The 20,132-nt window shown below is 69.7% G+C and carries 16 protein-coding genes and 4 pseudogenes; 5 read left to right on the forward strand and 15 right to left on the reverse strand.

The window, feature by feature from the left end:
* Window positions 1-30 precede the first annotated feature (30 nt).
* The 8 genes and pseudogenes from era to hrcA all read right to left on the reverse strand — a co-directional run bounded on the left by era (window position 31) and on the right by hrcA (window position 7,172).
* The gene (gene era, locus ACQ86L_RS02180; RefSeq protein WP_434317494.1) at window positions 31-924 is read right to left on the reverse strand and encodes a GTPase Era; all 894 of its coding nucleotides are present in this window, start codon (window positions 922-924) and stop codon (window positions 31-33) included.
* A complete protein-coding gene (locus ACQ86L_RS02185; protein WP_434317495.1) occupies window positions 921-2,288 on the reverse strand; it encodes a hemolysin family protein in 1,368 nt (455 codons plus the stop codon). Before ACQ86L_RS02185 ends, era begins: the two co-directional genes overlap by 4 nt.
* Before the next feature lie 7 nt (window positions 2,289-2,295).
* Window positions 2,296-2,757 carry an rRNA maturation RNase YbeY gene (gene ybeY, locus ACQ86L_RS02190; protein ID WP_345835035.1) on the reverse strand — a complete coding sequence of 154 codons (462 nt, stop codon included), beginning with the start codon at window positions 2,755-2,757 and terminating at the stop codon, window positions 2,296-2,298.
* Window positions 2,754-3,863: a PhoH family protein gene (locus tag ACQ86L_RS02195; RefSeq protein WP_434317496.1), complete on the reverse strand. Its 1,110-nt coding sequence runs from the start codon at window positions 3,861-3,863 to the stop codon at window positions 2,754-2,756. The genes ybeY and ACQ86L_RS02195 overlap by 4 nt, the downstream gene beginning before the upstream one ends.
* Window positions 3,850-4,215, reverse strand: coding sequence for a histidine triad nucleotide-binding protein (locus ACQ86L_RS02200; RefSeq protein WP_345835034.1), 366 nt, complete (start codon window positions 4,213-4,215; stop codon window positions 3,850-3,852). Before ACQ86L_RS02200 ends, ACQ86L_RS02195 begins: the two co-directional genes overlap by 14 nt.
* Before the next feature lie 39 nt (window positions 4,216-4,254).
* Window positions 4,255-4,983 (reverse strand): 16S rRNA (uracil(1498)-N(3))-methyltransferase, encoded by a 729-nt coding sequence (locus tag ACQ86L_RS02205; protein WP_434317497.1) that lies wholly within the window; start codon window positions 4,981-4,983, stop codon window positions 4,255-4,257.
* Between the two features lie 11 nt (window positions 4,984-4,994).
* Window positions 4,995-6,106, reverse strand: a pseudogene (gene dnaJ, locus ACQ86L_RS02210) (molecular chaperone DnaJ).
* Window positions 6,107-6,155: 49 nt separating this feature from the next.
* Entirely contained in the window at window positions 6,156-7,172 is a 1,017-nt protein-coding gene (gene hrcA / locus ACQ86L_RS02215; RefSeq protein ID WP_345835031.1) for a heat-inducible transcriptional repressor HrcA, read from the reverse strand.
* 219 nt (window positions 7,173-7,391) lie between these two features.
* Between hrcA and ACQ86L_RS02220 the strand changes: the two genes are divergently transcribed.
* Window positions 7,392-7,958 (forward strand): DUF4870 domain-containing protein, encoded by a 567-nt coding sequence (locus tag ACQ86L_RS02220; protein ID WP_434317498.1) that lies wholly within the window; start codon window positions 7,392-7,394, stop codon window positions 7,956-7,958.
* 123 nt (window positions 7,959-8,081) lie between these two features.
* Complete coding sequence (locus ACQ86L_RS02225) at window positions 8,082-8,471, forward strand: DUF4870 domain-containing protein (protein ID WP_434317499.1); 390 nt, start codon at window positions 8,082-8,084, stop codon at window positions 8,469-8,471.
* On the opposite strand, the pseudogene hemW reads toward ACQ86L_RS02225, so the two are convergent.
* From hemW to ACQ86L_RS02250, 5 genes and pseudogenes are all read right to left on the reverse strand, one after another.
* Window positions 8,468-9,702: pseudogene (gene hemW, locus ACQ86L_RS02230) on the reverse strand (radical SAM family heme chaperone HemW). The gene ACQ86L_RS02225 and the pseudogene hemW overlap by 4 nt on opposite strands.
* Entirely contained in the window at window positions 9,702-10,349 is a 648-nt protein-coding gene (locus tag ACQ86L_RS02235) for a DUF1990 family protein (protein WP_434317500.1), read from the reverse strand. The pseudogene hemW and the gene ACQ86L_RS02235 overlap by 1 nt, the downstream one beginning before the upstream one ends.
* A 182-nt stretch (window positions 10,350-10,531) precedes the next feature.
* Complete coding sequence (locus tag ACQ86L_RS02240; protein ID WP_434317501.1) at window positions 10,532-10,741, reverse strand: hypothetical protein; 210 nt, start codon at window positions 10,739-10,741, stop codon at window positions 10,532-10,534.
* A gap of 94 nt (window positions 10,742-10,835) precedes the next feature.
* Window positions 10,836-12,688 (reverse strand): annotated as a pseudogene (lepA, locus tag ACQ86L_RS02245) (translation elongation factor 4).
* Between the two features lie 110 nt (window positions 12,689-12,798).
* The gene (locus ACQ86L_RS02250; RefSeq protein ID WP_434317502.1) at window positions 12,799-14,010 is read right to left on the reverse strand and encodes an amidohydrolase; all 1,212 of its coding nucleotides are present in this window, start codon (window positions 14,008-14,010) and stop codon (window positions 12,799-12,801) included.
* A gap of 77 nt (window positions 14,011-14,087) precedes the next feature.
* Between ACQ86L_RS02250 and ACQ86L_RS02255 the strand changes: the two genes are divergently transcribed.
* Together ACQ86L_RS02255 and rpsT are read left to right on the forward strand one after the other, a co-directional pair.
* On the forward strand, window positions 14,088-14,972 hold the full coding sequence (locus ACQ86L_RS02255) for an NAD-dependent epimerase/dehydratase family protein (protein WP_434317503.1): 885 nt from the start codon (window positions 14,088-14,090) through the stop codon (window positions 14,970-14,972).
* Between the two features lie 158 nt (window positions 14,973-15,130).
* Entirely contained in the window at window positions 15,131-15,391 is a 261-nt protein-coding gene (gene rpsT / locus ACQ86L_RS02260) for a 30S ribosomal protein S20 (protein ID WP_345835022.1), read from the forward strand.
* 212 nt (window positions 15,392-15,603) lie between these two features.
* Here rpsT and holA read toward each other — a convergent pair whose 3' ends face one another.
* Together holA and ACQ86L_RS02270 are read right to left on the reverse strand one after the other, a co-directional pair.
* A complete protein-coding gene (gene holA / locus ACQ86L_RS02265) occupies window positions 15,604-16,584 on the reverse strand; it encodes a DNA polymerase III subunit delta (protein ID WP_434318970.1) in 981 nt (326 codons plus the stop codon).
* A gap of 620 nt (window positions 16,585-17,204) precedes the next feature.
* Window positions 17,205-18,389: pseudogene (locus ACQ86L_RS02270) on the reverse strand (ComEC/Rec2 family competence protein); the annotation flags it as partial.
* Here ACQ86L_RS02270 and ACQ86L_RS02275 point away from each other — a divergent pair.
* Window positions 18,320-19,852, forward strand: coding sequence for a recombinase family protein (locus tag ACQ86L_RS02275; protein WP_434317504.1), 1,533 nt, complete (start codon window positions 18,320-18,322; stop codon window positions 19,850-19,852). The pseudogene ACQ86L_RS02270 and the gene ACQ86L_RS02275 sit on opposite strands and share 70 nt — an antisense overlap.
* Window positions 19,853-20,132: the final 280 nt, after the last annotated feature.

The raw sequence follows: 20,132 nt of genomic DNA on the forward strand, positions 1-20,132 counted from the left end.
AATCATCCTGGGGATGTACGGGCTCCTCGCCTAGAACCCCAACCGCCCCAGCTGCTTCGGGTCCCGCTGCCAGTCCTTCGCCACTTTCACCCGCAACGACAGGAACACCTTGCGCCCGAGCAGCTCCTCGATCGGCTTCCTGGCCTCGGCGCCGACGTCGCGGATGCGGGAGCCGCCCTTGCCGATGACGATCGCCTTCTGGCTGTCGCGCTCCACGAAGAGGTTCGCGTAGACCTCCACCAGGTCTTTGTCGTCGCGCTCGATGATGTCGTCGATGGTCACCGCGAGCGAGTGCGGCAGCTCGTCCTCGACACCCTCCAGCACGGCTTCGCGGATGTACTCGGCGATGCGGTCCTCCAGGCCCTCGTCGGTGATCGCGTCGTCCGGGTAGAGCGGGCCGGGCGACTCCGGCAGCAGCTTCATCAGCTCGGACGTGAGCGTGTCGAGCTGGATGCTGCTGGTCGCCGAGAGCGGGATGATCGCCTCCCACTCGCGCAGCGCGGAGACCGCGAGGAGCTGCTCGGCGACCTGGGTCTTGCCCGCGGCGTCGATCTTGGTGACGATCGCGACCTTCTTCGCGTTCGGGTAGTCGTCCAGCTGGTCGTTGATGAAGCGGTCGCCCGGGCCGATCTTCTCGTTCGCGGGGACGCAGAAGCCGATCACGTCCACATCGCCCAGCGTCGACTGGACGAGGTTGTTGAGCCGCTCGCCGAGCAGCGTCCGCGGGCGGTGGATGCCCGGGGTGTCGACCACGATGAGCTGGCCGTCGCGCTGGTGCACGATGCCGCGGATGGCGCGGCGCGTGGTCTGCGGCTTGGAGCTGGTGATCGCCACCTTCTCGCCGACGAGCGCGTTGGTCAGGGTCGACTTGCCCACGTTGGGGCGGCCGACGAACGAGACGAATCCGGCGTGGTACTCGCTCATGCGCGGGCCTCCTTGTGCTGGCGGTCGGATTTGGGATGCTTGGGGCTCTTGTGCGGCTTGTCGCGCCGGTCGTGCTTCTCCGCCGCGTCCTCGTGCGGCTCCGGCAGCAGCGCCGTGTCGCGCTCCACGAGCACCGTGCTCACGTGCTTGTGCCGGCCGTCCATCCGGTCGACGGTGAAGCGGAGGCCGTGCACGGCGACCGTGGAGCCGACCTCCGGCAGGCGGCCGAGCGCCTTCGTGACGAGGCCGCCGACGCTGTCGACATCCTCGTCCTCGATCTCGATGTCGAACAGCTCGCCGAGGTCGTCGATCGGCAGCCGGGTGGCGACCCGGAGCCGGCCGCCGCCGAGCTGCTGCACCAGCTCGACCTCGTGGTCGTACTCGTCGGAGATGTCGCCGATGAGCTCCTCGATGAGGTCCTCCAGGGTGACGAGGCCGGCGATGCCGCCGTACTCGTCCACCACCATCGCCAGGTGGTTGGACTCCAGCTGCATCTGCCGCAGCAGCGCGTCGGCCTTCTGCGACTCCGGCACGAACAGCGCGGGCCGCGCCAGCTCGCCCATCGTCAGCGCGTCGGCGCCGAGCGCGCTCTCGTAGCTGAGCTTGGCGACGTCCTTCAGGTAGAGGATGCCGGCCACCTCGTCGGGGTCGCCGTCGATCACGGGCATGCGCGAGACGCCGGTGGAGAAGAACATCCCCATCGCCGTGCCGAGTCCTGCCGAGCTGTCGATCGTGATCATCTCGGTGCGCGGCACCATCACCTCGCGCACGACCGTGTCGCTGAACTCGAAGATCGAGTGGATGAGCTCGCGGTCGTCCTCCTCCAGCACCTCGAACTCGGTCGCCTCGTCCACGATGCTGAGCAGCTGCTCCTCGCTGGTCACCGGGGCCGAGCGCGCGCGGGACGGGGTCACCCGGTTGCCGAGCGCGACCAGGCCGTTCGGGATCGGGCCGAGCACGACGCGGATGCCGTGCACCAGCGGAGCGGTGAGCTGCAGAAGGATGCGCGAGTTGGCACGCCCGACGCTGCGCGGGCTGGCGCCGACCAGCACGAACGAGACACCGGTCATGATCGCTGCCGAGAGGATCAGCGAGATCCACCACTCCGTGAAGATCTGCGTGAAGGCGAGCGTCACGAGCACGGCCGCGGTGGTCTCCGCGATGATGCGGCTGAAGTTGATCGCGTTGAAGTACGCGCCGGGGTCCTCCGCGATCGACGCGAGCGACGTCTTCGCCCGGGAGGTCTCGGCGAGGTCCGCGATGTCGCCGCGCGACTGCACCGCCAGCGCCGAGTCGACGGCGGCCATGAGACCGCCGAACGCGACCAGGAGGAACGCGACGATGAAGAACAGCGTTGCGAGCATCCGGTGCCTAGCGCTGTCGGTCGTAGCGGGCGAAGCCCACCAGGATGTCGCGCTGGATGCCGAACATCTCCCGCTCCTCCGCCGGCTCCGCGTGGTCGAAGCCGAGCAGGTGGAGGATGCCGTGCGTGGTCAGCAGCAGCAGCTCCTCCTGCAGGGTGTGCCCGGCGGTCTCCGCCTGCACCTGCGCGACCTGCGGGCAGAGCACGACATCGCCGAGCAGTCCGGCGGGAGCAGGCTCCTCCTCGGTGCCGGGGCGCAGCTCGTCCATCGGGAAGCTGAGGACGTCGGTCGGGCCCGGCTCGTCCATCCACTGCACGTGCAGCTGCTCCATCGCCGCCTCGTCCACCAGCACGATCGCGAGCTCGGCGTCCGGGTGCACGTGCATGATGTCGAGCGCGTAGCCCGCCAGCCGCTGCAGCGCGGACTCGTCCACCTCGATGGAGGACTCGTTGTTGATCTCGATGCTCATCGTGTCGGGCCCTGTCGTTTCGGGAGGTGGTCACGCGGCATGCCGGAGCGGCGCTCGGCGCGGTTGGCGAACTCGCGGGCCTCCTCGCGCTCGTACTGCCGCGCTTGCTGCTTGGCGTCGAACTCGGTGTAGGCGTCCACGATCCGGCCGACGAGGCTGTGCCGCACGACGTCGTCGCTGGTGAGCCGGGAGAAGTGGATGTCGTCGATGTCGTTGAGCACGCGTGTCACCAGGCGGAGGCCACTCGCGGCGTTCGGGAGGTCGATCTGCGTGATGTCGCCGGTGACGACCATCTTGGAGTTGAAGCCGAGCCGGGTGAGGAACATCTTCATCTGCTCGGGCGTGGTGTTCTGCGCCTCGTCCAGGATGATGAAGGAGTCGTTGAGCGTGCGACCGCGCATGTACGCCAGCGGCGCGACCTCGATCGTGCCCGCCGCGAGCAGCTTGGGCACGACCTCCGGGTCGAGCATCTCGTTGAGCGCGTCGTACAGCGGACGCAGGTACGGGTCGATCTTGTCCGTCAGCGTGCCGGGCAGGTAGCCCAGCCGCTCACCGGCCTCCACCGCCGGGCGGGTCAGGATGATGCGGCTGACCTCCTTGCGCTGCAGCGCCTGGACGGCCTTCGCCATCGCCAGGTACGTCTTGCCCGTTCCGGCCGGGCCGATGCCGAACACGATGGTGTTGTGGTCGATCGCCTCGACGTACTGGCTCTGGCCGAGCGTCTTCGGGCGGATGCTCTTGCCGCGTGCGGTCAGGATCGCCTGGCTCAGCACGTCGGACGGGCTGAGGTTCAGGTCGCTGCGCATCATCCGCGCCGAGCTCGCGACCTCGGCCGGGCCGAGGTCCTGGCCGTTGCGGACCATCTGCAGCAGCTCCTCCAGGAGCGCGCGGGCGGCGGCGACTTGCGTGGGATCGCCGGTGAGGCTGATCTCGTTGCCGCGCACATGCACGTCGACGAGGGGGTATTGCCGCTCCAGTGTGGTGAGCAGGCGGTCCTGCGGACCGAGGAGCCGCACCATCTGGATTCCGTCGACGCTCAGGCGCGCCTCGGCCGAACCTCCCGGCGTGGTCGTTCCATCCGGGGTCGTCGGGTCACTCGCTGCCAAGGCTTCCTTCCTCGAGCCCGCCGGAGGGCGAGCCCAGAATGTGGGCGTGGACGTGGAACACGGTCTGTCCCGCGCCGGCGCCGGTGTTGAAGATCAGTCGGAAGTCGCCGTCCGCGTGCTCGTCGGCGAGCTTCTTGGAGGTCGCCACCAGCTCCGCGAGGAGCGCAGGGTCGCCGGCGGCCAGCTCCACGACGTCGCGGTACTCCTCGGTCTTGGGCACGACCAGCAGGTGCACGGGCGCCTTGGGCGCGATGTCGCGGAACGCGATGATGCGTTCGCTGTCGTACACGACGTCGGCCGGGATCTCCCCCGCGATGATGCGCGAGAAGATCGAGCGCTCCCCTGTCTCCATGTGGTCCATCCTATTCGTCCGATGCGACGTCGTAGCGGGCTACCAGCGCCCCAGCGCCGCGTTGAGCACCGCAAGCGCCGCCGGCCCCGCCGTCGAGGTGCGCAGCACCGTGTCCCCGAGCCGCACCACCTCCGCACCCGCGGCACGGAAAGCCTCCAGCTCCTGCGGCGCGATGCCGCCCTCCGGGCCGACCACCAGCGCGAGCGGCCGTCCGTCGGGGCGGATCGCCGTCAGCGCGTCGGTCGCGCCCGGCTCCAGCACCAGCACCCGGTGCGTCGCCGCGAGCGCCGCCACCTGCTTCGTCGTCGCCAGCTCGCCGACCTCCGGCGTCCAGGCCCGGATCGACTGCTTGCTCGCCTCGCGCACGATCGCCGCCCAGCGGTCGCGGCCCTTCGCCACCTTGGCGCCCTCCCAGCGCGACACCGACCGGGAGGCCGACCACGGCAGCACCGCGTCCACCCCGAGCTCGGTCGCGGCCTGGACGGCGAGCTCGTCGCGGTCGCCCTTCGCCAGCGCCTGTACGAGCGTAATCGGCGGCTCGGCGCGCGGGACGCGCTCCACGGCCTCCACGTCGATCGTCAGCTCCGTGCTGGTCGCGACCAGCACCTCGCCCGACGCGACCAGGCCGCGGCCGTTTCCGATGAGGACGCTCTCACCCGGGCGCGTGCGGTTGACCGTCGCGGCGTGCTTGGCCTCCGAGCCGGTCAGCGTAAGCCGGGCGCCCACCTCGACGTCGGCGAGGTCTTCGCGCAGGTAGAGCGAGCTCATCCGTCCGCCCGTCAGAGGTTGAGGAACCGGTCGCGGAGCTTCGCGAACAGGCCCTGCTGGAAGCGCGCGAGCGACGGCTCCGGGTTGTGGTGGGTGGAGGCGAACTTCTTGATGAGCTCCTTCTCCTTGTGGTCGAGCTTCGTCGGCGTGACCACCTGGATGCCCACCCGCAGGTCGCCGCGGCCGCTGCCGCGCAGGTGCGTGATGCCGCGGTCCTTCACCGAGACGATGTCCGCGCTCTGGGTGCCGGGCTTCAGCTCCAGGCGGATGTCGCCGTCGAGCGCCTTCACGGTCGCGGTGGTGCCGAGGATCGCGTCGGTCATCGAGAGCTCCAGCGTGCAGAGCAGGTCGTCGCCGTCGCGGCTGAACACCTCGTGGTGCTTGACCTTGATCTCCAGGTACAGGTCGCCGTTCGGGCCGCCGGCGGGACCGGCCTCGCCCGAGCCCGGCATCTGCAGCCGGAGTCCGGTGTCGACGCCGGCGGGGATGTCCACCGGCACCGAGCGGCGCGCGCGGACGCGGCCCTGGCCCTGGCAGGTGACGCACGGCGTGGCGATGACGGTGCCGTAGCCGCGGCAGCTCCCGCACGGGCTGGAGGTCATCACGTTGCCGAGCAGCGAGCGCACCGAGCGCTGGATGCTGCCGGTGCCGTGGCAGATGTCGCAGGTGACGGGGGCGGTGCCGGGCTGGCAGCAGGAGCCTCCGCAGGTCTCGCAGACGACGGCGGTGTCGACGTCCAGGTCGCGGTGGGTGCCGAAGACGACCTCCTCCAGGTCGACCTCCACGCGCAGCAGGGCGTCCTGGCCGCGCTCGCGCCGGGAGCGCGGGCCGCGGGTGGCGCCGCCTCCGCCGCCGAAGAAGGTCTCGAAGATGTCGCCGAAGCCGGCGAAGTCGCCCGCTCCCCTCCGCCGAAGCCGCCGGAGCCGCCCAGGTCGTACTGCTGCCGCTGCTGCGGGTCGCTCAGCACGTCGTAGGCGTGGGTGACGAGCTTGAAACGCTCCTGCGCCTCGGAGCTCGGGTTGACGTCCGGGTGCAGCTCGCGCGCGAGCCGGCGGTACGCCTTCTTGATCTCGTCGGGGGTGGCGTTGCGGTCAACGCCGAGGACTTCGTAGTGGTCGGCCACGTAAGGCTGTTCCTTCTGTTCGGTGCGTCGGAGTTCGTGAGGTCTGGGGTCAGTCGCCGAGGAGGCGGGAGAGGTAACGTGCAACGGCGCGGACCGCCGCCATGTTCCCCGAGTAGTCCATCCGGAGCGGGCCGAGCAGGCCCACGCGGGCGAGGTCGGAGCCGGAGCTGTACCCGCTCGACATGACGGACGTCTCGGTCAGGCCGATGACGGCGTTCTCGCGGCCGATGCTGACCGCGACGCCGTGCTGGTCGAGCGCCATCTCGTCGAAGAGCCGCAGCAGGACGACCTGCTCCTCGATGGCCTCCAGCACCGGGGTGATGGACCCGGGGAAGTCGGTCTCGGTGCGCGCGAGGTTGGCGGCGCCGGCCATGACCAGCTTGTCCTGCCGGTTGGCGGCGATCTGGTCGAGCAGGGCGCCGGCGACCGGAGCGACCAGCGCGCGGGTGCGATCGGTCAGGTGCTCGGGAAGGTCGCGCAGCCGCACCGCCGCGTCGGTGAGCGAGAGGCCGGCGGCGGCGCCGTTGATCGCACCGCGGATCTCGGCGATCTCGGCGTCGTCCAGCTCCTCCTGCAGCTCGATCACGCGCTGCTCGACCGCGCCGGAGTCGGTGATGAGCACGCTCAGCAGCCGGCGGGAGCCGAGCGCCACAAGCTCGATGTGCCGGATACGCGAGCGCGCCACCGACGGGTACTGCACCAGGGCGACCTGGTTGGTGAGCTGCGACAGCAGCCGGACCGTGCGCGACAGCACGTCGTCCACGTCGACCGACTGGCCGAGGAACGCCTCGATCGCGGTGCGCTGAGCCGCCGACAGCGGCCGGGCCTCCGCGAGGTGGTCGACGAACAGCCGGTAGCCCTTGTCGGTCGGCACCCGGCCGGACGAGGTGTGCGGGGCGACGATCAGCTCCTCCTCTTCCAGGAGGGCCATGTCGTTGCGGATGGTCGCAGCCGAGACGCCGAAGGCGTGCCGCTCCACGATGCTCTTGGAGCCGACCGGCTCCCGCGAGGCGACGTAGTCCTGCACGATGACGCGGAGCACTTCCAGACTGCGTTCCGAGACCATGCGAACCGCCTCCTGTCGTCGCTTCGGCACCCGAGGATCGAGCACGGGAGGACATCGGGCGCGCTGGCACTCGATGAACCTGAGTGCTAATCATATCGCGTCGTCGTGGGAGGGCGGTCATGACGCGACACGGATCATTTACCGCGCGACTCCCGAGCAGTACCCTGTGCGCACCGGCTCAGGAAAGCCCCCGCAGCCGCCCACGAAAGGGTTCTCCTCATGTCAGACCCGAACCAGCCCCCGGCCGACGGCCAGGGCGAACAGCCTCCGCAACAGCCGTACGGGCAGCAGCCTCCCGCGCAGCAGCCCTACGGCGCCGCGCCCGGCCAGCCCGGCGCGGTGCCTCCCCAGCAGCCCTACGCGGCCCCGGCCGGTCAGCCCGCCGGCGCCGTCCCGCCGCCCCAGCAGTACGCGAGCGCCGCCGCCGCTCCCCTCGACCCCGCGCAGGACAAGCAGTGGGCGTCGTTCGCCCACCTCGGCGGGATCCTCTGGTTCCTGCCCTCCCTCATCATCTGGCTCGTGTTCAAGGACAGGGGCCAGCTGACCAATCAGGAGGCCAAGGAGGCGCTGAACTGGCAGATCACCTGGATCCTGGCCTGGGTCGTCTCCCAGATCCTCGGCGTGATCATCGGCTCGTTCACATTCGGCATCGGCTACCTGCTGTTCAGCCTCCTCATCCCGTGGGTGCTGTACATCGTGAACCTGGTGTTCTCGATCCTCGGTTTCGTGCGCGTGAACAGTGGAGGGACGTACCGGTACCCGCTGAACTTCCGCTTCATCAAGTAGCGCGCCACAGCGACGCCGCGCGGGCGGCCGATCCCGGAAAAGACTCTCGGCTCCTTCTCAGGATCACCGCCCGCCCCCTAGGCTGAGACCCGTCATTCCCACTCACCGGAGGAGAAACCGACCATGTCCGCAACGCCCCCGCCCCCGCCGCCGCCCCCGCAGCAGCCGTACGGAGGTCAGCAGCCGCAGCTGAGCCCGGCCGACGAGAAGCTGTGGGCGACGCTCATCCACGTGGGCGGCATCCTGTTCAGCTTCATCCCCGCGCTCGTCGGCTACCTCGTGCTGAAGGACCGCGGCCCGTTCATCCGCTCGCACACCGCGACGGCGCTGAACTTCCAGATCACGCTCGCGATCGCCTACGTGGTCGGGATCATCCTGAGCATCGTCGGCATCGGCGTGCTGATCTTCTTCGCCGTGTGGGTGCTGAACATCGTCTTCAGCATCATCGCGGCGGTGCGGGCCAACCAGGGCGCGTTCTACACGTACCCGATCGCGATCCGGTTCCTCAGCTAGCGCTCTTCCTCGGCGAGCAGCCGTCGCACGACGGCGTCCGCCAGCAGCCGCCCTCGCAGGGTCAGCACCACCGACCCGGCGAGGGCGGCTTTCGCGTCCACCAGGCCGTCGGCGATCAGCCCGGCGACGGAACGGCGTCCCTCGGCGGTGAGCTCCTCGGTGCGCAGCCCTTCGCGGATGCGGGTGAGCAGCAGCACGCGCTCCACCCGCTGGGTCTCGGCGTCGAGCGTCTCGCGGCCCGCGGCGGGCGACTCCCCGCCAGCACGCGCTGGGCGTACGCGGCGGGATGCTTCACGTTCCACCAGCGGACGCCGCCGACGTGGCTGTGCGCGCCGGGTCCGACGCCCCACCAGTCGTGCCCGAGCCAGTAGGCCAGGTTGTGGCGGGAGCGGTGCGCCTCGTCGGTCGCCCAGTTGCTGACCTCGTACCAGCCGTAACCGGCCGCGCCGAGGCGGGCGTCGGCGAGCTCGTACATGTCCGCCTCCAGGTCGTCGTCCGGCTCCTGGACCGCTCCTGAGTGGATCTGCCGCGCCAGCTTCGTCCCGGGCTCCACGATCAGCGCGTACGCCGAGACGTGGTCGGGCTCGCAGGCCAGCGCCGCGTCGAGGGACCGCGACCAGTCGTCGAGCGTCTCGCCCGGCGTGCCGTAGATGAGGTCGAGGCTGACCTGGAGGCCCGCCTCCCGCGCCCAGCGGACGACGAGCGGGACGCGCTCCGGGTCGTGGGTGCGCTCCAGGGTGGCGAGGACGCTCGGCACGGCGGACTGCATCCCGAACGACACGCGCGTGAAGCCGGCGTCGGCCAGCCGCCGGAGATCGTCGGCGTCGACCGAGTCGGGGTTGGCCTCCGTAGTGACCTCGGCCCCGTCCGCGATCCCCCACGCGTCGCGCACCGCGCCGAGCATCGCGCCGAGGTCGTCGGGCGGCAGCAGCGTCGGAGTGCCGCCGCCGAAGAACACGGTGGACACCTCCCGGCCCGGGACCCCGCTGCGCTCCAGCGCCTCGCGAGCGAAGCCGACCTCCCGGACCGCGTGGCCGGCGTAGTCGGACTGGGCGACGCCGCGCAGCTCGGTGGCGGTGTACGTGTTGAAGTCGCAGTAGCCGCAGCGCACCCGGCAGAACGGGACGTGCAGGTACACGCCGAAATCGCGCGCGGCGGCACCGTCGGCCGTGCTCGTCGGGAGGAGGCCGTCCGCCGGCGCAGGATCGCCGAGCGGGAGCGCGCCGGGCATCAGGCCGCCCGCGCGGGCAGCAGCGAGCGCAGGTACCGCTTCGTGAACCGCGCCTGCACGGCGCGCAGGACGGGAGAGGTGAGCCGGTAGAACGCGTTGGAGGGCCGGGAGAAGGCGCGCAGCACGAACCACACGGTCCCGTCGTCGCGCATCTCGACCAGGAAGGCCTCCTCGCCGCTCTCGGGGTGACCCTTCAGCGTGCCGTACGCGAAGCCGCGCCGGTGCGGCTCGTCCACCACGTAGACGACGCGGCAGGGCGCGGACACTTTGAAGGGCCCGAACGGCACCTTCAGGACGGCGGTCATGCCGTTCTGGATGAAGGGGGTGCCGTCGTCGGCGAAGACGGCCTCCGCCTCCTTGTGCTCCCGCATCCGCTTCGGGGTGCCGTCCGCGTCGAACTCGATGCCCTCGTACTGGACGCCGGTGCCCTCGTTGACGTCGGTCACGCGGATGCCGCTGTTGCGCTGCACGCCCCAGGTCATCAGCACGGCCGCCGCGGACTCGAACCGCTCCGCGCCGCTGCCCAGCCGCACCTTCCGCTCCAGCGGGCGGTAACCCTTCGGCGGGTAGTAGAGCAGGTCAGCGGCCTGCGTGCCGCCGATGAACCCGTACGTGACGGGCTGGTCGGTGAAGCTGGTGCGGCGCATGCCTTCTATCCTCCGGCAAACCCGCCCCATCCGCGAACCCACCCCCGCCCGCGAGACGAGAGTCGTTGCGGAAATCCGAAGGAGGATTCCCGCGATTGCTCACTTCTGGGGGGTTACTTCTTGGTCTATTCAGTGCGTCCGAGTAGCGCCATGAGTGTGAGAACCAACACCGTCAGCGCAAGTCAGTCGTCATCCCACTCATCGCGTAGCTCCTTGGTCAACACCGCGACCTGGACTGTAAGAGCGCCGAGGAGTTCTTCTCGATTCAAGCGGTTCGTCGTGCGGTAGCCCCAGGTGACGTCGCCCTCCGAGTCCAAAGACTTGATCAGGACGAACGCCTCTATCGCAGTGTCGCCCGGCTCCAAGGCATGGATCTCCAAGCCCTTGAGCACTTCCGAAATCGGCAGGCGCCGCTCACCTGGATCCGGCGTTCCTGAATGACTCCCCATGCCGCAAGATGTTCGCACACGTCACGACAAATGACGGCTACTTGGTCTTCTTTGATGCTTCCGTGTCGCCGGAGAGCGCCGCGATGAAGGCCTCCTGGGGAACTTCGACGCGGCCGACCATCTTCATGCGCTTCTTGCCCTCTTTCTGCTTCTCGAGGAGCTTGCGCTTGCGGGTGATGTCGCCGCCGTAGCACTTGGCCAGCACGTCCTTGCGCATCGCGCGGATGTTCTCGCGCGCGATGATCCTGGCGCCGATCGCGGCCTGGATGGGGACCTCGAACTGCTGGCGCGGGATGAGCTCGCGCAGCCGGCCGGCCATCATCGTGCCGTACGCGTACGCCTTGTCGCGGTGGACGATCGCGCTGAACGCATCCACTGTCTCGCCCTGGAGGAGGATGTCCACCTTGACCAGGTCGGCCTCCTGCTCGCCGAACGGTTCGTAGTCGAGCGACGCGTAACCCGCGGTGCGGCTCTTGAGCTGGTCGAAGAAGTCGAAGACGATCTCTCCGAGCGGCATCGTGTAGCGGATCTCCACACGGTCCTCGCCGAGGTACTCCATGCCGAGGAGGGTGCCGCGGCGGCCCTGGCAGAGCTCCATGATGACGCCGACGTAGTCCTTGGGCGCGAGGATGGCCGCCTTCACGACCGGCTCCTCCACCTTGTCGACCTTGCCGCCGGGGAACTCGCTCGGGTTGGTGACCGTGACGACCTTCTTGTCCTCGGTGGTCACCTCGTAGACCACGCTCGGCGCGGTGGTGATCAGGTCGAGGCCGAACTCGCGGGACAGGCGCTCGGTGATGATCTCCAGGTGCAGGAGGCCGAGGAACCCGCAGCGGAATCCGAAGCCGAGCGCGACGGAGGTCTCCGGCTCGTACACGAGGGCGGCGTCGGACAGCTTCAGCTTGTCCAGCGCCTCGCGGAGCTCGGGGTAGTCGCTGCCGTCGATCGGGTACAAGCCGGAGAAGACCATCGGCTTGGGCTCGGTGTAGCCGGGGAGGGCGTTGGTCGCGGGCTTCGCGGCCGTGGTGATGGTGTCGCCGACCTTGGACTGGCGGACGTCCTTCACGCCGGTGATCAGATAGCCGACCTCGCCGACGCCGAGGCCCTTGGAGGGGTTGGCTCGGGAGCGGAGACGCCGATCTCCAGGATTTCGTGGGTCGCCTTGGTCGACATCATCTGGATGCGCTCGCGCGGGCTGAGCTTGCCGTCCACCATGCGGACGTAGGTCACCACACCGCGGTAGCTGTCGTAGACGGAGTCGAAGATCATGGCGCGGGCGGGGGCGTCGGCGACACCGACGGGCGCGGGGATCTCCTGCACGACCCGGTCGAGCAGCGCCTCCACGCCCATCCCGGTCTTGCCGGACACACGCAGCACGTCCTCCGGGCGACCGCCGATGAGGCTGGCGAGCTCCTGCGCGTACTTCTCCGGGTCCGCGGCGGGGAGGTCGATCTTGTTGAGCACCGGGATGATCGTGAGGTCGTTCTCCAGCGCCAGGTACAGGTTCGCAAGCGTCTGGGCCTCGATGCCCTGTGCCGCGTCCACGAGCAGGATGGCGCCCTCGCAGGCGGCGAGCGACCGGGACACCTCGTAGGTGAAGTCCACATGCCCCGGGGTGTCGATCATGTTGAGGGCGAACGTGCCGCCCTCGACGGCCCACGGCATCCGCACGGCCTGGCTCTTGATCGTGATGCCGCGCTCGCGCTCGATGTCCATGCGGTCGAGGTACTGCGCCCGCATGTCGCGGTCGGAGACCACCCCGGTGATCTGCAGCATCCGGTCGGCCAGCGTCGACTTTCCGTGGTCGATGTGCGCGATGATGCAGAAGTTGCGGATGGAGGCCGGGTCGGTCGCGGCGGGCTCGAGGGGCTTCAGGGCTCGTGGTGACATTGTGCGCTCATTCTCCCACGAACCGCACCCGCGCCCCGAACCGCCGAGTACGCGCGAAATCAGGCGAAAACCGCCGGGCACGCAGAGAATCCGCGTACTCGGCGGTGGGGTCAGGCGAAGCGCTCGGTGACGTGCGGGGCGCCGTCCTCCCAGCGGTAGACCTCGGCGCCGTCGATGACGACGAGTTCGGCTCGGGAGTTGACGTCCAGGGGGTCGCCGGACCAGACGACGATGTCGCCGTCCAGGCCGGGCTTCAGGGCGCCGACCCGGTCGTCCAGGCCGAGGAACGACGCGGGGTTCACGGTCAGGGCCTCCAGCGCGGTCTGCCGCGGCAGCTCCTCCTTGACGGCGAACGACGCCTGGTGCACGAGGAAGTTGATCGGCACGACCGGGTGGTCGGTCGTGATCGCGACGCGGACGCCGGCGGCGGCGATGTGCGCGAGGTTGCCGATGGCGCGATCCCGCAGCTCGACCTTGGAGCGGGAGGTGAACATCGGGCCGAAGATGACCGGGATGTCCCGTTCGGCGAGCACGTCGGCGATCTTGTGCGCCTCGGTGCCGTGATTGACGACGAGCTTGTAGCCGAACTCGTCGGCGAGCCGGATCGCGGTCGCGATGTCGTCGTGGCGGTGGGTGTGCTGGTCCCAGACCAGCTCGCCGTCCAGGACGCGGGCCAGGGTCTCCTTGGTCAGGTCGCGCGCGAACGGCTTGCCGTCCCGCTCGGCCTCGGCCCGGGAGGCGGCGTAGTTCTGCGCCTCCACGAACGCCTCGCGGATGATCATGGCGACGCCGAGACGCGTGCTCGGGGTCTGGTTCTTGCCGCCGTAGACGCGCTTCGGGTTCTCGCCGAGGGCGGACTTGACGCTGACGGCCGCCTTGATGACCTGCTCGTCGATGGTCCGGCCGCCCCAGCTCTTGATCGCGACGGTCTGGCCGCCGATCGGGTTGCCGGAGCCGGGCTTCACGACGATCGCGGTCACGCCGCCGGCGAGCGCGTCGCGGAAGCCCTCGTCGTCGATGTTGACCGCGTCGATCGCGCGCACGGCGGCGGTGTTCGGCGTGGTCATCTCGTTGGTGTCGTCGCCGGCCGGACCGTTGGCCTCCTCGTGGATGCCGACGTGCCCGTGCGCCTCCACGAAGCCGGGGAGCACCCATTTGCCGCTCGCGTCGACCACGCGGACGCCGTTCGGCACGGTCAGCTCGGCCGTCGGGCCGACCGCGGTGATGGTGCCGTCCTCGACGATCACCGTGCCCTTCTCGATCGGGTCCCCGGCGACCGGGACGACGTAGGCGTTGACGATGGCGATGCTGGCACGAGTCATGGGGTCGAGCCTACGCTCCGCGGGAGGGGCGGCGCGGCGGCGGGAATGGGCGCGGGCCCGCTGCGTTGTCCCCTGTCATGACCATTCTCCTGACCGGCTCGACCGGCTACATCGGCTCCTCCGTCCTCCCCCGCCTCCTCGAAGAGGGCCACAGCGTCACCGCGCTCGTCCGCGACGAGGCGAAGGCCGACGCCGTGCGGGCCGCCGGCGCCACCGCCGTGGTGGGCGACGCGACCGACGTGGAACTCGTGACCCGGCTGGCGCGCGAGAGCGACGGGGTCATCCACCTGGCCTCCGGCCACGACGTCGACCCGGTGTTCATCCCGGCCGTGCTGGAGGGGCTCGCCGGCTCGGGCAAGCCGTTCGTGCACACCGGCGGCGTGTGGACGTACGGCTCGAACGCCGACATCGCCGAGGACTCGCCCGCCGCGGCTCCGGCGATCACCGCGTGGCGCGGTGCGACCGAGGCGCTGGTGCTCGGGGCGGCAGGCGTGCGCGGGACGGTCGTCGTCCCGTCGATCGTTTACGGTCACGGCGCCGGGCTCGCCCGCGTGATCGTGGACGCGCCGCGCGACGCGGGCGACGACGCTCCTCTGCGGCTGATCGGCGACGGGACGCAGCACTGGCCCACCGTGCACGTGGACGACCTCGCCGCGCTGTACGTGCTCGCGCTGGAGAATGGGACGGCCGGCTCGGTGTACATCGGCGCGAGCGGCGCCAACCCGACCGTCCGGGAGCTCGGGGAGCTCGCCGCAGCCGCCGTGGGAGCCTCCGGGGTCGCGGCGGAGACCGTCGCCGAGACCGAGGCACGGCTGGGGGCGGGCCTCACCGAGGCGCTGCTCCTCGACCAGCAGGCGCGCGGAACGAAGGCGCGGATCGACCTCGGCTGGGAGCCGAACGGCCCGGCGCTGGCCGACGAGATCGCGACCGGGAGCTACGCGCCGGAGTTCGCGCGCTCCTGAGCGGCGGGCTCCGCACCCAGGCGTTTTGGTGGAACTGTCGGCCGCTGGTAAAGTGGTTTGTTGGCTTGCGTGTGGGTGTCCCGCACGAACGCCGCAAGGCGCCCTCTCTCGCTGAGCGGCAACATCCGATTACTCACTTCGAACGAAAGTAACCATTCGTGGCAAACATCAAGTCGCAGATCAAGCGCAACAAGACCAACAAGAAGGCGCAGGAGCGCAACAAGGCGGTCAAGAGCCAGCTGAAGACCGCCATCCGCGCCACGCGCGAAGCCGTCGTCGCCGGCGACAAGGAGAAGGCGACCGCGGCGCTGCGTGTCGCGGCCAAGCGCATCGACAAGGCGGCCAGCAAGGGCGTCATCCACAAGAACCAGGCGGCGAACCGCAAGTCGGCCATCGCCAAGCAGGTCGCCGCGCTCTGACGCCGTGACCGCTCGCGGGACCTGTCCCGCGCCGCGACGAGCCCCCGCCCCGCATCCACGGGAGCGGGGGCTCGCTGCATTCGCGGGCGCGTGTGCGCACCGGTTGCCGAAGGGCACGTAAACGCCCCTAAAAGTCGCTCTTAGGGGCGTTTACGCGCCCCTCGACGGGAGCGCGGTGGCGGTTCGTGAGCGGGCGGGCAGCACCCGCGGCGTCAGGCGCGGCCGCGGGCGCTGACGATGCGGATCATCCGCTCCAGTGCGAACACCGGGTCGCGGCCGCCGCCCTTCACGTTGGCGTCGGTCTCGGCGAGCACCTCGATGCAGCGGCCGAGGCCGTCCTCGGTCCAGCCGGACAAATCACGACGGGCACGATCGACCTGCCACGGCGCGAGCCCGAACTGCTGCGCGAGCTGGCCTGACCCGCCGCGCGCGCCCGAGATCTTCGCCATCGTCCGGATCTTGCTCGCGAACGCGGCGACCATCGGCACCGGGTCGGCGCCGGACGCCAGCGCGTGCCGCATCGTCACCAGCGCCTCGCCGTAGCGGCCGGCGATCGCCTGATCCGCGACCTGGAACGCGTTGGTCTCGACCCGGCCGCCGTAGTACTTGTCGACCGTGGCCTCGGTGATCTGCTCCGCCGCGTCGGAGATGAGCTGCTGGCAGGCCGCCGCGAGCTCCGCCAGATCGTCCGTGAACGCGGACGTCAGCGCCCGGAGCGCGCCTGGAGCGATCTTGCGGCCGACGGCGGCGAACTCCGCCTGGGCGAAGTCGTACTTCTCGGTGTCCTTCTTGAGCTCGGCGCAGACGACCTCCACGCCTCCGCCGTTGCCCGCACGGATCGCGTCGAGCAGCTTCTTGCCGCGGACCCCGCCAGCGTGCCGCAGGACGACGACCGTGCCGTCGGCCGGAGCCGCGAGGTAGTCGAGCATCTCGGTGAGGAACCCGTCCCCGGTCTTCTCCACCGCGTCCACGCGGATCAGCCGCGGCTCGCCGAACAGGGAGGGGCTCGCGAGCGTGAGCAGCTCCCCCGGCGCGTAGTCCGCCGCCGAGATGTCGCTGACCTCCAGGCTCGGGTCCTCCTGCTTGAGGCGGTCGCGCAGCAGCCGCGTGGACCGGTCGGCCAGAAAGCCCTCCGTGCCGGAGACGAGGACCACCGGAGCCGGGCGGATCTGGTTCCAGGCGAGCTGCGGGATCGCGCTCTTGGCGGGGGCACCAGCCGCCCGCCCTCGCGAGCCGCCGGATCCGCCCCTGCTGTTGCTTCGTGTCGCCACGTTCCTCCTCGTCCGTATAAAGGATAGAGGTGACCACCGGCAGAGGCCGTCGCGGCGGAGTCCTCCCGCTCGCCCCAGAGCCGCGGGCCGTCCCGACCGGCGGACACCAGCAGGAGGCCCGACCGGTCGGTGCGCGCGGTGGCGGTGCCGGAGTGGGCGAGCAGGTCGAAGGCCCGGCGCGTCGGGTGGCCGTAGCCGTTGTCCTCCCCGACCGACAGCAGGCCGAGACGCGCGTGGACGGTGTCGTAGAGCGCCGCGCTCTGGTCGGCGGACCCGTGGTGGGCGACCTTCACGACATCCACCGTGCCGAGCGCCCCCGTTGCCTGAAGCTGCTCCTGCTCGGGTTCGCCGAGGTCGCCGAGGAACAGCCCGCTGAGGCCGGTCCCCTCGGCGTGGACGACAAGGCTTCCGGGGTTCCCGCTCAACGCGGTCTCCCCCGGGCCGACCGGTGGCGGCCAGACGATCCTCCAGCGCAGCGCGCCGAGAGTGCCTTCCGTCCCCGCGTGGGCTTGCTCCACCGCGATCCCGGCGGCGACCAACCGGTCGACGAGGGCGTGGTCGGCCGGACGCCCGGCCTGGCCGACGATCGCGCGGCCGGTCCGGCCGAGCACCGCGTCGGCGCCGCCCACGTGATCGATGTCGAAGTGCGTCAGGAGGACCCAGTCGAGCCGGGCGATCCCGAGCGTGTCCAGGCAGCCGGTCACCGGTTGGGGATGCCGCCCGACGTCGATGAGGCCGACGTGGTCGCCGTCGCGCAGCAGGAGGGCATCGCCCTGGCCGACGTCGCACGCGGCGTACACCCAGTCGGCCGGCCGTCCCCAGGAGCGCCCTGCACCGATCCCGCCGAGGGCTCCCGCGTAGACGGTTGCGCCGCCGAGCAGTCCGACCGCGGCCACGGCGGCCACGGCTCGCGGGAGCCGCGACCGAGCGGCGACCACCGCGACCGCGACGAGGGCCAGCGCACACAGGGTCACGCCCACGATCCCGTCGGGCCACGGCAGCGCCGCTCCGGGCAGGCCCGCCGTGAACCGGGCGACGGCCGCGACCAGCGCGGACGGCAGCCAGGCCAGCCACACGACGATCTGGCCGAGCGCCGGCGCCCAGGTCAGCGTCAGGCACGCGACGCAGCCCAGCACCGTGGCGACGGGCGCGGCGGGCTCGGCCACCAGGTTGGCGAGCACCCCGAACAGCGGCAGCGTCGGCGTCAGGAGGATCAGCACCGGCTGGCACGCGAGTTGCGCGGCCAGCGGCACCGCAAGCGCGAACGCCGCGCCCCGCGGCAGCCACCTCCCGAGGATGCCGGCGAGCGGCCGGGCGAGGACCAGGAGGCCCGCGGTGGCGAGCACCGAGAGTGCGAAGCCGTAGTCGCGCGCGAGCCACGGGTCGTGGACGAGCAGCACGACCACCGTGAGGGCGAGTGCGGGGAGGCCGTCGGCGACGCGGCCGCGCGCGAGACCCACGAGGACCACGGCGGCCATCGTCGCGGCACGGATCACGCTCGCCCCCGGCCCGACCAGCACGACGAACGCCGCCAGCGACGCGCCCGCCACCAGGATGCGCCCGCGGCGGCCGAGGCCGGCCAGGCGGGCGAGGAGGAAGACGAGCCCGGTCACCAGCGCGCAGTTGGCCCCGGATATAGTTAGCGAAGGGGGTGCGTATGACGACGATGATCGTTCGCGAGTACTTGAGAGTATCGAAGGACAGGTCGCAGACCGGGAAAAGCCCAGATCAGCAGCATCAGGAAAATGTCAGCTCGGTTCAACGCCAAGGGTGGCAGTTGCACACCGACGCTCCCTACCGCGACACGGATCGCAGCGCGAGCCGCTACGCAACGAAGGTTCGCGAGGACTTCAAGAGGCTGATCGCGGATCTCGAGGCCGACACCTTTGATGCGGACATCCTTGCGATTTGGGAATCGAGCCGCGGGTCACGGCGGGTCGGCGAATGGGTGGACCTGGTCGACTTGTGCAAGGAGCGCGGCGTTCGTATTTGGGTGACCACCCATAGCCGTCTCTACGACCCAGCGAACGCGCGCGACCGTCGAAGCCTTCTCGAGGATGCCGTTGATGCCGAATACGAGTCCGACAAGACATCGGAGCGTATTCGCCGCAATGTCCGCGCCGCTGCTGAGAAGGGCAAGCCTCACGGTAAAAACGTGTACGGGTATCTCCGCGTATACGACGCTCGAACTCGCGAATTGATCCGGGTTGAAGAACACCCCGAGCAAGGACCGATTGTGAAGGAAGCCGCTGCGAGGGTTCTCGCCGGCGAGAGCTTCTATGGCATTGCCAAAGACTTCAATGAGCGAGGGATTCCTTCCCGCCGGCCGACGCGCGTCGAGCATCGCGCCCGGTACGGCTGGACTCCCCCGGCAGTGAAGCAAATGCTGAGCATGGCGGCCTACGCGGGAAAGCGCGAGTACCGCGGAGAGATCGTCGGCGACGCGATCTGGCCGGCGCTAATCCCGTACGAAAGCTGGCAGAAGCTGCAGTCGGTGATGTCACCGCCCGAGCGTCGGCGAACTAACGACTGGCCGGCCAAGCACTTGCTCGCAGGGATTGCTGTTTGCGGAGTGTGCGGTGGACCGATGCGCGTTGGCAAGCAGAATGCGGGCTCTCGCAAGCTGGACGCGGATGGCAATCCGCTCCCGCGCCAGAGCTACTCCACGTATGTTTGCGTCGGAGTTCCCGGGCGGCCCGGTCCGGATGGCAAGCGGGGCTTTCACGTTGCGATGCGCGAGGAGCACCTGGATAGCGTAGTGACGGAACTATTGCTGAAGCGGGTTCAGCGGCCGGACTTCCTCGCGACAGTCGGCGACCGCGACGACGATCGCGACGCCGAGCGACGCGCATTGCTCGAGGAGATCAACGGCTACCAGGCTTACCTCGATAAGGTGCGTGCGGACGCTGCCGAGAAGCTCCACTTCGAGCTCTTGCTTGATCAGGAGGCGAGAATCGAGCCGAAGATCCGGATCGCGGAAACAAAGCTGGAGAAGTTGTCGGCCGTGGACCCTCTTGTGTTGTCGATACTTGCGGGCGGTGCTGTTCGTCAGAAGTGGGAGACGCTTGATCTCGCTGCTCGGCGCCGGGTTGTGCGCGGAGTCATGGTGCCTCGGGTCAATCGCATTGGCACAGGGTGGCAAGGCAAGAAGGGACCGAACTACGACCGTGTTGAGCCTGTGTGGCTGTAGCGGTGTGTAGCAGTCCAAGAATGGTCTCGGCTACGCCCTTGCCGCGAGATATCAACGATGTTCAGCCGCCGTAGCGCTGTAGCGCTGTAATCCAAAAAGTGTGCAAGGGAACACCAACCCTCGCAAGTGTGCTCGAAGATCCAACAATTACCTGGCTACAGCGCTACGCCGCTACGTTGTCGGGGAATCCGCGAATTGTCGGTAATTGCCCGTAGCAGTCGCATGTCATCTTCGGCTACCGGGCCGCTACCGCCCAACCCTGAGGCCGCATTTTCTTCCG

Source organism: Leifsonia sp. P73 (assembly GCF_051059105.1).
Classification (GTDB): domain Bacteria; phylum Actinomycetota; class Actinomycetes; order Actinomycetales; family Microbacteriaceae; genus Leifsonia.

Coding starts and splice junctions, on each gene's coding strand:
- era (WP_434317494.1), bottom strand. CDS start 924: ATGAGCGAGTACCACGCCGGATTCGTCTCGTTCGTCGGCCGCCCCAAC.
- ACQ86L_RS02185 (WP_434317495.1), bottom strand. CDS start 2,288: ATGCTCGCAACGCTGTTCTTCATCGTCGCGTTCCTCCTGGTCGCGTTC.
- ybeY (WP_345835035.1), bottom strand. CDS start 2,757: ATGAGCATCGAGATCAACAACGAGTCCTCCATCGAGGTGGACGAGTCC.
- ACQ86L_RS02200 (WP_345835034.1), bottom strand. CDS start 4,215: ATGGAGACAGGGGAGCGCTCGATCTTCTCGCGCATCATCGCGGGGGAG.
- ACQ86L_RS02205 (WP_434317497.1), bottom strand. CDS start 4,983: ATGAGCTCGCTCTACCTGCGCGAAGACCTCGCCGACGTCGAGGTGGGC.
- hrcA (WP_345835031.1), bottom strand. CDS start 7,172: ATGGTCTCGGAACGCAGTCTGGAAGTGCTCCGCGTCATCGTGCAGGAC.
- ACQ86L_RS02220 (WP_434317498.1), top strand. CDS start 7,392: ATGTCAGACCCGAACCAGCCCCCGGCCGACGGCCAGGGCGAACAGCCT.
- ACQ86L_RS02225 (WP_434317499.1), top strand. CDS start 8,082: ATGTCCGCAACGCCCCCGCCCCCGCCGCCGCCCCCGCAGCAGCCGTAC.
- ACQ86L_RS02235 (WP_434317500.1), bottom strand. CDS start 10,349: ATGCGCCGCACCAGCTTCACCGACCAGCCCGTCACGTACGGGTTCATC.
- ACQ86L_RS02250 (WP_434317502.1), bottom strand. CDS start 14,010: ATGACTCGTGCCAGCATCGCCATCGTCAACGCCTACGTCGTCCCGGTC.
- ACQ86L_RS02255 (WP_434317503.1), top strand. CDS start 14,088: ATGACCATTCTCCTGACCGGCTCGACCGGCTACATCGGCTCCTCCGTC.
- ACQ86L_RS02275 (WP_434317504.1), top strand. CDS start 18,320: ATGACGACGATGATCGTTCGCGAGTACTTGAGAGTATCGAAGGACAGG.